The 12593-nt window shown below is 70.7% G+C and carries 12 protein-coding genes; 10 read left to right on the plus strand and 2 right to left on the minus strand.

From position 1 onward, the window contains the following. Positions 1-16 precede the first annotated feature (16 nt). From ACSQ2D_RS01470 to ACSQ2D_RS01480, 3 genes are all read left to right on the plus strand, one after another. Positions 17-1642 carry a glucoamylase family protein gene (locus ACSQ2D_RS01470; RefSeq protein ID WP_435984246.1) on the plus strand — a complete coding sequence of 542 codons (1626 nt, stop codon included), beginning with the start codon at positions 17-19 and terminating at the stop codon, positions 1640-1642. 40 nt (positions 1643-1682) lie between these two features. After that, a complete protein-coding gene (locus ACSQ2D_RS01475) occupies positions 1683-3509 on the plus strand; it encodes a glycoside hydrolase family 3 protein (RefSeq protein ID WP_435984247.1) in 1827 nt (608 codons plus the stop codon). A gap of 137 nt (positions 3510-3646) precedes the next feature. Next, complete coding sequence (locus ACSQ2D_RS01480) at positions 3647-4369, plus strand: hypothetical protein (RefSeq protein WP_435984248.1); 723 nt, start codon at positions 3647-3649, stop codon at positions 4367-4369. Here the strand turns inward: ACSQ2D_RS01480 and ACSQ2D_RS01485 are convergent, their stop codons facing one another. Then, a complete protein-coding gene (locus tag ACSQ2D_RS01485; RefSeq protein WP_435984249.1) occupies positions 4370-4618 on the minus strand; it encodes a DUF2630 family protein in 249 nt (82 codons plus the stop codon). 53 nt (positions 4619-4671) lie between these two features. Here ACSQ2D_RS01485 and ACSQ2D_RS01490 point away from each other — a divergent pair, with 53 nt between their 5' ends. From ACSQ2D_RS01490 to ACSQ2D_RS01500, 3 genes are all read left to right on the plus strand, one after another. Beyond that, positions 4672-5343: an alpha/beta fold hydrolase gene (locus tag ACSQ2D_RS01490; RefSeq protein ID WP_435984250.1), complete on the plus strand. Its 672-nt coding sequence runs from the start codon at positions 4672-4674 to the stop codon at positions 5341-5343. Positions 5344-5368: 25 nt separating this feature from the next. After that, complete coding sequence (locus tag ACSQ2D_RS01495; RefSeq protein WP_435984251.1) at positions 5369-5941, plus strand: DinB family protein; 573 nt, start codon at positions 5369-5371, stop codon at positions 5939-5941. Between the two features lie 135 nt (positions 5942-6076). Further along, positions 6077-6697 (plus strand): hypothetical protein, encoded by a 621-nt coding sequence (locus ACSQ2D_RS01500; RefSeq protein ID WP_435984252.1) that lies wholly within the window; start codon positions 6077-6079, stop codon positions 6695-6697. Here ACSQ2D_RS01500 and ACSQ2D_RS01505 read toward each other — a convergent pair. Next, entirely contained in the window at positions 6674-7666 is a 993-nt protein-coding gene (locus ACSQ2D_RS01505) for a LacI family DNA-binding transcriptional regulator (protein WP_435984253.1), read from the minus strand. The two genes, ACSQ2D_RS01500 and ACSQ2D_RS01505, sit on opposite strands and share 24 nt — an antisense overlap. 226 nt (positions 7667-7892) lie before the next feature. On the opposite strand from ACSQ2D_RS01505, the gene arfA reads away from it, so the two are divergent. The 4 genes from arfA to ACSQ2D_RS01525 are packed head-to-tail and all read left to right on the plus strand — an operon-like array spanning position 7893 to position 12586. Beyond that, positions 7893-9428, plus strand: a complete 1536-nt coding sequence (gene arfA, locus ACSQ2D_RS01510) for an arabinosylfuranosidase ArfA (protein ID WP_435984254.1) — start codon at positions 7893-7895, stop codon at positions 9426-9428. Further along, positions 9425-10789, plus strand: a complete 1365-nt coding sequence (locus tag ACSQ2D_RS01515) for an ABC transporter substrate-binding protein (RefSeq protein WP_435984255.1) — start codon at positions 9425-9427, stop codon at positions 10787-10789. The genes arfA and ACSQ2D_RS01515 overlap by 4 nt, the downstream gene beginning before the upstream one ends. Before the next feature lie 4 nt (positions 10790-10793). After that, positions 10794-11762, plus strand: coding sequence for a carbohydrate ABC transporter permease (locus tag ACSQ2D_RS01520; RefSeq protein ID WP_435984256.1), 969 nt, complete (start codon positions 10794-10796; stop codon positions 11760-11762). Next, positions 11759-12586, plus strand: coding sequence for a carbohydrate ABC transporter permease (locus ACSQ2D_RS01525; RefSeq protein WP_435984257.1), 828 nt, complete (start codon positions 11759-11761; stop codon positions 12584-12586). Before ACSQ2D_RS01520 ends, ACSQ2D_RS01525 begins: the two co-directional genes overlap by 4 nt. The last annotated feature ends 7 nt before the right edge of the window (positions 12587-12593 follow it).

Consider the following 12593-nt stretch of genomic DNA (forward strand, 5'->3'; position numbering starts at 1 on the left):
ACAGGAGCACTGCACCATGTCCGAGAAGAAGCTCTACACCCCCAGCCGTCGCTCGATGCTCGTCGGGGGCGCGGCCTCCGTCGCCGCCTTCGCGCTCGCCCCGTCGGCCTCCGCGTCGACCGCCGGTGCGCGCCGGGCGCCCGCCTTCCTGCGGTCGACGGGCCCGAACGCCGTCCGCTCCCTCGAGAGCGCGACGGTGCGCACGTGGGCGGCCGACACGTGGCGCAGTCTCGTCGCGATGACCGACCCGCGGACCGGGCTGCCGGCCGACAACATCCCCGAGTCCCTCGCCGCCGGCGACCGGTCGGGCTACACGTCGCCGACGAACATCGGTGGCTACCTCTGGTCGACGGTCGTGGCCCGCGAGCTCGGCATCATCACCCGCGGCGAGGCGTCGGCCCGCCTCATCCGCACGCTCAAGACGGTCGAGCGGATGGAGCACCACACGCCGAGCGGGATGTACTACAACTGGTACGACGAGGCGACCGCCGCGGCGCTGCACACGTGGCCCGACTCCGGCGACACGGTCGTCCCGTTCTGCTCCAGCGTCGACAACGGCTGGCTCGGCGCGGCGCTGCTCGTCGTGGCCGGCTCCGACGCCGCGGCCGCGCCGTGGGCCAAGAGGATCTTCGGCCGGATGCGCTGGGACTCCTTCTACAACGACAACAGCGACCCGGCCCACCAGGTGCGCCCGGGCGGCCTCATCCACGGCGGCTTCTACCCCTACGAGGACGGCCGCCCCGGCGGCACCTACCAGGGCACCCACATCGGCGGCGATCCCGTCTGGCTCACGACGCACCACTACGACACGACCGTGTCGGAGACGCGCATCACGAGCTACCTCGGCATCATCACCGGCCAGATCCCGGCGAAGCAGTACTTCGCGATGTGGCGCACCTTCCCCGCGACCTGCGACTGGTCGTGGCACGAGATGCAGCCCGTCGGCGAGAACCGCACGTACTACGGCCTCGACGTCTACGAGGGCGCCTACACCTACCGCGGCCTGCACATCGTGCCCGGCTGGGGCGGCTCGATGTTCGAGGAGCTCATGCCCGACGTCTTCGTCGACGAGGCCGCGTGGGCGCCGCGCTCGTGGGGACGCAACCACCCGCTGCACGTCCGCGCCCAGCGTGAGCACGGGCTCATCGACGCCGGCTACGGCTACTGGGGCTTCAGCCCCTCGAGCAACCCCGCGGGCGGCTACCGGGAGTACGGCGTCGACGCGCTCGGGCTCAACCCGACGGGCTACATGTCCGACCAGGAGAGCACGAACTTCGACCCCGGCTTCGGCGACTGCCGGGCGGCGACGAACCCGAACCCGACCTACGGGGACGGCGTCGTCACGCCGCACGCAGCCTTCCTCGCGATGATGCACGAGCCGGACGAGGCGTTCACCAACCTCGCCAACCTCAAGGCGGACTTCGACTCCTACGACCGCGGTGGCTTCTTCGACGCCGTGGCCGTGCGGTCGGGGACGGTCGCCCGCCGCTACCTCTCGCTCGACCAGGCCATGGTCATGGGCGCGGCCGGCAACGTGCTCGGCAACGACGTCCTGCGTCGCGCCTTCAGCACCAAGGCCGTCGAGCGAGCGCTGCGCCCGGTCATCGGTGTCGAGGAGTTCGGCGCGAGCCCGATCGCCTGACCCGCGTATGAACCTCCCTCACCGACGAAAGGGACCACCCGTGCGCCCCGCGCTCTCCACCTCCGAGGACGGCGTCGCCTACCGCGACCTCAACGGCAACGGCCGGATGGATCCCTACGAGGACCCACGGCTGGCCGTCGAGGAGCGGGTCGAGGACCTGCTCGGGCGCCTCTCCCTCGAGGAGAAGGTCGGCCTGATGTTCCAGACCGTCATCGAGGCCGGCTCGGACGGCACGGTGCTCGAGCAGCCGGGCGCCATCAGCAAGTCCCCGACGAGCACCGTCGTGCTCGACAAGCACCTCAACCACTTCAACGTCCACGCGCTCGACGACCCGCGGATGGCGGCCCGGTGGAGCAACGCCCTGCAGGCGCTCGCCGAGCGCACGCCACACGGCATACCCGTGACGGTGTCGACCGACCCGCGGCACGCGTTCATCGAGAACGTCGGGGTCTCCTTCTCCGCCGGCGCGTTCTCGCAGTGGCCCGAGCCGCTGGGTCTGGCGGCGCTGCGCGACGCGGACGCCGTGCGGCGCTTCGCCGACATCGCACGTCAGGAGTACGCCGCCGTCGGCATCCGGGCCGCGCTGCACCCAACGCTCGACCTCGCGACCGAGCCGCGCTGGGCCCGCCAGGCCGGCACGTTCGGTCAGGACCCTGACCTCGTGACGGAGCTCGGCGTCGCGTATCTCAAGGGTTTCCAAGGTGATTCGCTCGGTCCGGGCAGCGTCGCGTGCACGAGCAAGCACTTCCCCGGCGGTGGCCCGCAGAAGGACGGAGAGGACGCGCACTTCCCCTACGGACGTGAGCAGGTCTATCCCGGTGGACGTTTCGCCGACCACCTCAAACCCTTCCCTCCGATCATCGAGGCCGGCACCGCGGGGATCATGCCCTACTACGGGATGCCGGTCGACCTCATCGTCGACGGCACGCCGATCGAGCCGATCGGCTTCGGCTACAACAGGCAGGTCGTGACCGGCCTGCTCCGCGAGAAGCTCGGCTACGACGGCGTCGTCGTCACCGACTGGGAGCTCGTCAACGACAACCACGTCGGTGACCAGGTGCTCCCGGCGCGCGCGTGGGGGGTCGAGCACCTCGACCCGCACGGCCGCATGGAGCTGATCCTCGAGGCCGGCGCCGACCAGTTCGGCGGCGAGGAGTGCGTCGACATCCTCCTCGACCTCGTCGCCCGGGGCCGCGTCACCGAGGCGCGCGTCGACGAGTCGGCGCGACGCATCCTCGCCGTGAAGTTCCGGCTCGGCCTGTTCGACGACCCGTACGTCGACGAGGACGCCGCCGCCGCGACCGTGGGCCGGGACGACTTCCGCAAGGAGGGGTATGCCGCCCAGGCCCGTTCGGTGACCGTGCTGCACAACGAGGGTGGCCGGCTCCCGCTCGAGCAGGGCCTGCGCATCTACGCCGAGCGCGTCTCGCCCGAGGCGGTCGTGCGGCACGGCAAGCTCGTCGAGCGGCCCGAGGACGCCGACGTCGCCGTCGTGCGGCTCACCGCGCCGTTCGACCCGCGCTCGGACCTCTTCCTCGAGTCGTGGTTCCACCAGGGCTCGCTCGACTTCCCGCCGGGGCTCGTCGCCCGTCTCGAGCGGATCGCCGCCGTGTGCCCGCTCGTCGTCGACATCGTGCTCGACCGGCCGGCCGTCGTCACGCCCCTGCTGCGCTTCGCCTCGGCCGTGGTCGGCAGCTACGGCAGCAGCGACGACGCCCTGCTCGATGCCGTCACCGGCACCATCACACCGTCCGGGCGCCTGCCCTTCGACCTCCCGCGGTCGATGGACCAGGTGCGCGCGCACGGCGAGGACGTGCCGGGCTACGACGACCCGCTCTTCGCCTTCGGCCACGGCCTGACGATCTGAGCCTTTGGCAAGGAGCCGGCCCCTCGGTTGCGTGTTCACGCAGTCTGAGGGGTCGGCTGCCTCGTTCCCGGGACGCTGCGACACGGGAGGGTGCACGATGCGACCACCATCGGGCAAGACCTCGAGACAGGGACATCATGTTGAGATCCAGTCGTGTCGCAACGGCGCTCGTCGCCGGTGCCGCAGCGCTCGCGGGAGTCGCCGCCACGGCGGTGCCGGCGTCCGCGTCCATGAACGTGCCGGCCAGCGCGAGCATCATCAACCGAGTCTGCTCGGGCGCCATCTCCTGGTGGGGCGGCGAGACCGCCTACTCGACGAAGTACAACGTCGACACGCGATCCCACGGCACGGTGAAGATCTGTTACGCCGTCTACAAGTTCAACGACAGCAACAGCTCGTTCGACTGGTACGCCGCCGACCTCCAGACCGTGTGGACCAACGCCAGCGGTAGCAACACGAATGCGGCGGCCGTCCTGGGGCAGACCATCTCCTCGGGCAAGTACACGTCGGACAACGACTACTCCGCCACGCCGACCTACAAGTCCAGCACGTCGTGCAGCACGCCGATCAACGTCGGACTGACGGCGACGACCGGCGTCTTCGAGGCCAGTGTGAGCACCCCGATCCAGCTCTGCAGCGGCTACACCGTGACTCGGGGCAGCTTCGGCCAGAAGAGCGCCTCGTGGACGACGCCGAAGGTGGGCAAGTCGCCGAGCGTCGAGACCGGCTACCACCAGAAGGTGACGGCAGGACGCCCCACCTACACCTTCACGGTGATGGTCCCGTACTACAGCTACTCCTACAACGGCAGCATCTGGGTCCGGGCCGAGAACTACCGCTGGTACACCTACAAGATCTGATCAGCCGGTGTAGCCCTCGACGGTGCGCTCGGAGCGCACCTCGGCGGCGTCGGGGTCCTGGCCGAACTCGCGCCGGGCCCGGCGCTGGCGTAGCAGGTCCCAGCACTGGTCGAGCTCGACCTCGACGCTGCGCAGCCGGGCGTGCTCCTCGTCGACGGTGATCTCACCGGCCTGGAGGGCGGAGCGCAGCCGGTGCTCCTCGTCGATGAGCGAGCCGATGCGGTCCTGGATCGAGGGGTCGTCAGCCATGCCGCCACGATCGCACGGCGCCACCCGCGCCGTCGAGGGCTAGCATGTGGACAGTGACCACATTTGCGCTCGTCCCCGGCGCCGGCGGCGCCGCCTGGTACTGGCACCGGGTCGTGCCCCTCCTCGAGGAGGCCGGCCACGAGGCCGTCGCCGTCGAGCTGCCCGCCGACGACCCGGACGCCGGCCTGCCGGAGTACGCCGCCCTCGTCACCTCCGCGGTCGAGGGCCGTGGCGACGTCGTGGTCGTCGGGCAGTCGATGGGCGGCTTCACCGTGCCGATGGTCGCGGCACGGCGGCCGGTCTCCGGCATCGTGCTGCTCAACGCCATGGTCCCGCTCCCGGGCGAGACCGCCGGCGCGTGGTGGGATGCCGTCGACTCCGAGGGCGCACGGCTCGCGGCCGCCCGAGCCGGTGGCTGGACCGAGGAGATCGACCTCGACACCTACTTCCTCCACGACGTGGACCCGGCGGTCGCGGTGGGCGGGGAGGAGCACCAGAGAGCCGAGGTCGAGCGGGCCTTCGAGACGCCGTGCGACATCGACGGCTGGCCCGACGTGCCGACCCGTGTCGTGGCCGGTGCCGACGACCGCTTCTTCCCGGTCGGGCTCCAGCGTCGCGTGGCTCGCGACCGCCTGGGTCTCGAGCTCGACGTCGTCCCCGGCGGGCACCTGGCCGCACTCTCGCACCCGGTCGAGCTCACGGCATACCTCCTGGCGGGACGCTGACGTCACGACGTGCGAGGGTGGCCCGGTGATCGACGACTTCGCCAAGGCCTACCTGCACGACAACCTGCGGTGGGCCCGGGCGTCCCTGCTGCAGAAGCTCGACGGGGTGTCGGAGTACGACGCCCGCCGGCCCCTGACGACGACGGGCACCAACCTGCTCGGCCTCGTCAAGCACCTCACCCTGTCCGAGGCCCGCTACCTCGGCGGCATCATGGGCCGGCCCTTCCCGGAGCCGCTACCCCAGTTCGACGACCCGGGCTTCGTGAGCCGTGACCAGCTGTGGGTCAGGGCGGACGAGTCGCGGGCCGACGTCGTCGAGCGCTACCGGCGCGCCTGTGCCCACGCCGACGCGACGATCGAGGCGCTGCCCGTCGACGCCCCCGGACACGTCCCGTGGTGGCCGCGGCCGGACGTCATGCTCTTCAACCTCATGGTGCACGTCCTCACCGAGACGAACCGCCACGCCGGCCACGCCGACATCCTCCGGGAGCACGTCGACGGCGTCATCGGTGACGACCTGGTGTCGACGAGCGACGACGCGGCCGAGTGGGCCGAGCATCGCGAGAGGGTCGAGCGGGCAGCGCGCGCAGCGGGGTGAGGCTCCTGCTCTTGCGCCGACCTTGCGGGATTCCTGCTGCTTCGCGCGGCCGCCCTTGCGACGGCGCCGACACACTGGGGCCGAGGCGTCGGTCCCGGCGCCGTCCGTGACCCCAGCGTCCCCGGAGGACCGCCCATGTCTGCCCCCGCCCCGCGTCGGACGCTGCTCGGCCGTGCCGCCCTGGTCGCGGTCGGTGCCGGCGTCGTCGTCCTCGGCGCCCAGTCGATGGGCCCGGCGGCCACGCCGACGCCGCGCGCCGTGGCGCCCGTGAGCAGCGCACCGGGGGCGCCGGCCTCGCCGGACGGCCCGGTCACGCCGCTGGCCCCGGAGAGCGACCTCGTCGACGCGAGCGTCTCGACCGGCCTGCGTCCCGTCACCCGGACCCTGGGCGCCGTCGTGGCCGGACAGCAGTCGTGGGTCCGGATCCCGTGGACGACGGACACGCCGGTCTGCGCCGTGACCGTGACCGTGGCGGCAGCCGGCGCCGACGTCGGCTATCCCGTCAACACCGGCGCCTACTCGTCCTTCTACCGCCAGGACCGCCTCGCGGCGTCCGTCCGCGACTACACGGCCGTGCGCTTCTCCGTGCCGGCCTTCTCCGCCGCCACGGTCGTCACGGCCGACGTCACGGCGAGCTACACGACGACCGCGGGCGCCGCGGGCAAGGCGTCGAGGGCCTGCGTCGGCACGAACGTCACCCGGACCTACCGCGTCACGCTCCCCGTCCAGGCGTCAGCGGCGGGTCGGGACGCCTAGCGTCGTCTCACGCGCCTCGAGCGTCCAGGCGACCTCGACCTCCTCGGCGTCACCGCGCTCGCCGTCGATCCGGCGTGACAGCAGCTCGAGGGCGGCGCGCGCCAGGCCCGTGAGGTCGGGGGAGATCGTCGTGATCGTCGGGTTGGAGTAGCGGGTCTCGGCGATGTCGTCGAAGCCGACGATGGCGACCTGGGTCGGCACGTCCACGCCGGCCTCGACGCAGGCGCGCAGTGCGCCGATGGCCATGAGGTCGTTGAAGCAGAAGACGGCGTCGGGCGGCTCGGGCAGGGCGAGCAGCTGCTGCATCGCGGCGTGCCCGTCGGCGCGCTCGAAGTGGGGCACGCCGATGACGAGGTCGGCGTCGTAGGGGAGGTCGGCGGCCTTGAGTGCCTGGCGGTAGCCGCGCAGACGTGCGGACGCCGTGCCCCTCATCGTCTCGCGGCCGACGGCAGCGATGCGTCGGCGCCCTTGCGCCACAAGGTGTTCCGTGGCGGCACGGGCGGCGGCGACGGAGTCGACCGCGATGTGGTCGAAGCCCGAGGGGACGGGTCGCTCGCCGAGCAGCACCATCGGCAGGCTGTCGGCGCGTCGGCTGATCTCGTCGGGCGAGAGGGCGAGCGGCGAGAAGATGACGCCGTCGATGACGTGGGAGCGCATGCCCTCGAGGACGACCCGCTCGGCGTCCGCGTGGCCACCGGTCACGTCGAGCAGGACGATGAAGCCGAGGGCGGCCGCCTCCTCGGTGATGCGGGCCGCGAGCTCGGCGAAGTAGGGCGAGTCCATCGCGGGCACGGCGAGGGCGAGGAACCCGGCGCGGCCGTGCTTGAGGCTGCGTGCCGACAGGTTGGGCCGGTAGTGCAGCTCGGCCATCGCGGCCTCGACGCGCTCGCGCGTGCTGGCCTTCACGTGTGGGTGGTGGTTGAGCACGTTGGAGGCGGTCTTGACCGACACTCCCGCACGCTCCGCCACGTCCCGCAGCCGCGCCGCCAACCGTGCCTCCGTCCGTGCGAGCCCCTTGCGTGGCCCCGAGCCTGCCCCCGTCGAGGAACAGGCTAGCGCCCGACGACGCCGTGCGTGATGACCTCGGGCAACCTCTGGACACTTTTCGGTAACCGTTGTAATTTTCAGCACAGACGCAAATGGGTAACCGTTGTAACAACGGTGCGACCCGACGCCGACGGTCAAGGAGGACCGCATGGGACGAGCGACGGTGCGGCTGGACCCCGCCTTCACGGTGGGGCCCGTGCGGCCGAGGACCTTCGGGTCCTTCGTCGAGCACATGGGCCGGTGCGTCTACACCGGCATCTACGAGCCGGACCACCCCGACGCCGACGAGCTGGGCTTCCGCACCGACGTCGCGCAGCTCGTCCGCGAGCTCGGGGTCACCATCGTGCGCTACCCCGGTGGCAACTTCGTCTCCAACTACCGCTGGGAGGACGGCGTCGGACCCAAGGCCGACCGCCCCACCCAGCTCGACCTCGCCTGGCGCTCCGTCGAGACGAACCAGGTCGGCACCGACGACTTCGTCGACTGGGCGCGCGGCGTGGGGGTCGAGCCGATGATGGCGGTCAACCTCGGCACCCGTGGTGTGCAGGAGGCCATCGACCTGCTCCTCTACTGCAACGCCGAGACCGGCACGTCGTGGCCCGACCGCCGCGCCAAGAACGGCCACGCCGAGCCGCACGACATCCGCGTCTGGTGCCTCGGCAACGAGATGGACGGGCCGTGGCAGATGGGCCACAAGACCGCCGAGGAGTACGCCCGGGTCGCCGAGGAGGCCGCCCGTGCCATACGCCGGGTCGACCCCGGCCTCGAGCTCGTCGCCTGCGGCTCGTCCAACCGCGGCATGCCGACCTTCGGCACGTGGGAGCGCGTCGTCCTCGAGCGGTGCTTCGACCTCGTCGACCACATCTCCGCGCACGCCTACTACGAGCCCGTCGACGGGGACGTCGACTCCTTCCTCGCGAGCGGCGAGGACATGCACCGCTTCATCGAGTCCGTCGTCGCGACGGCCGACCACGTCGCTGCCGTCAAGGGCTCCGACAAGCGGATCATGGTCTCCTTCGACGAGTGGAACGTGTGGTTCCAGGAGCGCTTCCACGGCGAGAGCTCGCTCGAGATCCGCGAGGCGCCCGAGCTCATCGAGGACGTCTACGACGTCAGCGACGCCGTCGTCGTCGGCAGCCTGCTCATCACGCTGCTCCAGCACACCGACCGGGTCTCGATGGCCTGCCAGGCGCAGCTCGTCAACGTCATCGCCCCCATCGCCACCCGGCCCGGCGGCGGCGCGTGGAAGCAGACGATCTTCCACCCCTTCGCGCTGACGGCGAGGTATGCCCGTGGCACCGTGCTGCGCCCCGCCGTCGTCTGTGACACGACCCCGACCCAGGCCTTCGGGCCCGTCGACCAGCTCGTCGTCACGGCCACCCACGACCCCGGCACCGGAGACCTCACGGTCTTCGTCGTCAACCGGAGCCGCACCGAGACGGCCGAGCTGACGCTCGACGTCGCGGCGGCCGTGGGGGGCCACCCCACGGCATACGCCCTCGTCGAGCACCTCCAGGTGCACGACGACGACCCCTCGGCCACGAACACCGAGGACCACCCCGACCGGGTGACCCCGCGCCCGGGGGACGCGGCGGTCGACGGCACCGACGGCACCACCCTCACGGCAACCCTGCCGCCCACCTCCTGGCACTGCATCCGACTCTCCGAAGGGACCGTTCAATGACGAACACCATGCCCCGCCCGCAGTCCCCCCTCACCCCGCTGTCGCGGCGCACGATCCTCTCGGGAGCGCTCGGCCTCGCCGGCGTGGCCGGTCTGGCCGCGTGCGGCTCGGGCTCGAGCGGCGTCCCCGGCCAGGCACCGGCCGTCTCGGCCGGCGGCGGTGCGACCGGCTACAGCGGTCCCAAGGTGGCCCTCCAGTTCTGGAACGGCTTCACCGGCGGCGACGGCCCCTACATGAAGCGCCTCGTCGACCAGTTCAACTCCGAGCACCCCAACATCGCGGTCAGCATGAACACGATGCAGTGGGCCGACTACTACGCCAAGCTGCCCGCCGCCGTCACGGCGGGCAAGGGCCCCGAGATCGGCATCATGCACGTCGACTCGGTCGCGACGAACGCCGCGCGCAACGTCATCCAGCCGCTCGACGACGTCGCCGCCGCGCTCAAGCTCGACGAGAGCGACTTCGCCCCCGTGCCGTGGAAGGCCGGCGTCTACAACGGCAAGCGCTACGCGATCCCGCTCGACGTGCACCCGCTCGGCTTCTTCTACAACAAGGCCGTCATGGAGCAGGGGGGCCTCGACCCCGAGAAGCCGCCGATGACGAACGACGAGTACATGGCTGCGCTCGACACCATGAAGGGCAAGGGGATCGAGGGCCACTGGGCCAGCCCCTTCCCCTTCACCGGTGGCCTGTCGATCCAGTCGCTCATCTACCAGTTCGGCGGCTCGCTCTTCTCCGACGACGCCAAGCAGGTGCTGTGGGCCGACGACCCCGGCGTCAAGGCGCTCACGTGGTTCCAGTCCCTCGTCAAGGACGGCTACTCGGCCGGGAAGATCGCCCAGGACGCCGACATCGTCGCCCTCCAGAACGGCAAGACCGCCTTCAACTGGAACGGCATCTGGACGATCAACACGCTCAAGGAGAAGTCGGGCCTCGAGTGGGGCGTCGCGCCGCTGCCCAACATCGGTGGCACCAAGGCGGCGTGGGCCGGCTCCCACCAGTTCGTCCTGCCGACGATGCGCACGCCCGACGAGAACAAGCAGGTCGCGGCCCGCGTCTTCCTCAACTGGATCAGCACGAAGAGCCTCGAGTGGGCCAAGGGCGGCCAGGTGCCGGCCCGCAACTCCGTGCGCGAGTCGGCCGAGTTCAAGGCCCTCACCGACCAGGCCACGCTGGCCAGCCAGATCGACGACCTGCACTTCCCGCCGGCCGTCGCCGGCATCGGTGACGCCATGCCGGAGTTCGACAAGGCCGTCAACGCCGCCGTGCTCGGCGGTCAGGACCCCAAGACCGTCCTGTCCGACGCGGCAGGCCGCGCCACCAAGATCCTCGAGGCCAACGCCAAGAAGTACGGCGGCTGACGACATGGCTGTGACGACACAGCCCTTGAGCCCGCCCTCGGGAGCGACGCCTGCGCCGGGTGGGCGTCGCTCCCGGGGAGCGACATCCGGCATCCACGGCTCGCGGTGGACGCCCTACCTCTTCCTCGCGCCGTTCCTGCTGCTCTTCGTCACGTTCGTCGCCGTCCCGGGAGTGCTCGGCATCTGGATCTCCCTGCACGACTGGGACTTCCTGCTGCCCAACAAGCCCTTCGTCGGGGCCCAGAACTACGCCGACCTCCTCGACAGCGGGTCACCGCAGTTCCAGGCCTTCTGGAACGGGATGAAGGCGACCGGGATCTTCGTCGTCATCAGCGTCCCGTTCCTCGTCGTGCTGCCGCTGCTGCTCGCGATCCTCCTCAACCGGCGCTTTCCCGGGCGCACCTTCTTCCGGGCCGTCTTCTTCGCGCCGTTCGTCCTCGGCGTCGCGGTCGTCGGCCTCATGTGGCGCTACCTGCTCGACCCGTCGTTCGGCATGGTCAACGGCCTCCTCGGTGCGCTCGGCCTCCCCGGCGACACGGCGTGGACGACCGAGCAGCCTTGGGCGTGGATCTCGCTCGCGGCCGTCACCGTCTGGTGGACCATCGGCTTCAACGCCGTCATCTACCTCGCCGGCCTCGCCGACATCCCGGCCGAGCACTACGAGGCGGCCGAGATCGACGGAGCCACGGCGTGGCAGAAGCTGCGCTACATCACGATCCCCGGCCTGCGACCGGTCCTGATCTTCGTCGTCGTGACGACGGTGCTGGCGAGCGCCAACATGTTCGGCCAGAGCTACCTCATCACCAAGGGTGGTCCGGGCGACTCCACGCGCACGGCGATCATGGAGATCACCGACCTCGGCCTCTCCCAGTACCGGATGGGCCAGGCCTCGGCGATGAGCTACGTCCTCGCGGTCTTCCTCGCCCTCATCTCCCTCGTCAACGTCTGGGCACTGAGGGAGAAGAAGTCGTGAAGCGCCGCAACGGACCCCTCTTCTGGCTCGGCATGGCCGTGCTCAGCGTCATCTTCATCGGCCCGCTGCTGCTCGTGCTCCTCACGGCGTTCAAGTCCCAGAGCGAGTCGCGCACGGTGCCGCCGACGTACTTCCCGTCCGAGTGGAGCCTGCGCGCCTTCGACGTCCTCTTCTTCCAGGACGCCGCGAGCCCGGTGCTGCGGTGGTTCCTCAACTCGATGCTGGCGGCGACCCTGCACGCCGCGCTCGTGCTCGTCGTCTGCTCGCTCGCCGGCTATGCCCTGGCGCGCATGGAGTTCCGCTTCAAGAAGGCGATCTTCGGCGTCATCATCCTCACCCTCTTCGTGCCGGGCTTCATCTTCCTCATGCCCAACTTCCTGCTCCTCGACAAGCTCGGCTGGCTCGACCAGATCTGGGCGCTCGTCGTGCCCGGGGCGGCGGGGGCGTTCGGTGTCTTCTTCATGCGGCAGTTCTTCATGGGCCTGCCGAAGGAGCTCGAGGAGAGTGCGCGGCTCGACGGCGCCGGCCCCTTCCGCACGTGGTGGTCCATCGTCCTGCCCAACGCGAGGCCCGCGCTCGTCACGCTCGGCGTGCTCAGCTACCTCGCCAACTGGAACGACTTCATCTGGCCGATCTACGTCCTCTTCTCCCCGGAGCGGCTCACGCTGCCCGCCGGCCTCAGCCGGCTCCAGGGTGCCTACACGATCGACTATCCCGTGGTCATGGCCGGCGCCATGCTCGCCGCGATCCCCGTCCTCGCGCTCTACGTCTTCGTGCAGCGCTACGTCATCGAGGGCGTCGCCAGCAGCGGCGTCAAGGGCTGAGGAGTCC

This window comes from Terrabacter sp. LjRoot27 (genome assembly GCF_964254175.1).
In the GTDB taxonomy this organism is placed as follows: domain Bacteria; phylum Actinomycetota; class Actinomycetes; order Actinomycetales; family Dermatophilaceae; genus Terrabacter.

What these genes read in the sequence shown, in the direction of transcription:
- ACSQ2D_RS01515 (WP_435984255.1), top strand. Translation starts at nt 9,425, where the DNA reads ATGACGAACACCATGCCCCGCCCGCAGTCCCCCCTCACCCCGCTGTCG.
- ACSQ2D_RS01480 (WP_435984248.1), top strand. Translation starts at nt 3,647, where the DNA reads ATGTTGAGATCCAGTCGTGTCGCAACGGCGCTCGTCGCCGGTGCCGCA.
- arfA (WP_435984254.1), top strand. Translation starts at nt 7,893, where the DNA reads ATGGGACGAGCGACGGTGCGGCTGGACCCCGCCTTCACGGTGGGGCCC.
- ACSQ2D_RS01500 (WP_435984252.1), top strand. Translation starts at nt 6,077, where the DNA reads ATGTCTGCCCCCGCCCCGCGTCGGACGCTGCTCGGCCGTGCCGCCCTG.
- ACSQ2D_RS01470 (WP_435984246.1), top strand. Translation starts at nt 17, where the DNA reads ATGTCCGAGAAGAAGCTCTACACCCCCAGCCGTCGCTCGATGCTCGTC.
- ACSQ2D_RS01485 (WP_435984249.1), bottom strand. Translation starts at nt 4,618, where the DNA reads ATGGCTGACGACCCCTCGATCCAGGACCGCATCGGCTCGCTCATCGAC.
- ACSQ2D_RS01520 (WP_435984256.1), top strand. Translation starts at nt 10,794, where the DNA reads ATGGCTGTGACGACACAGCCCTTGAGCCCGCCCTCGGGAGCGACGCCT.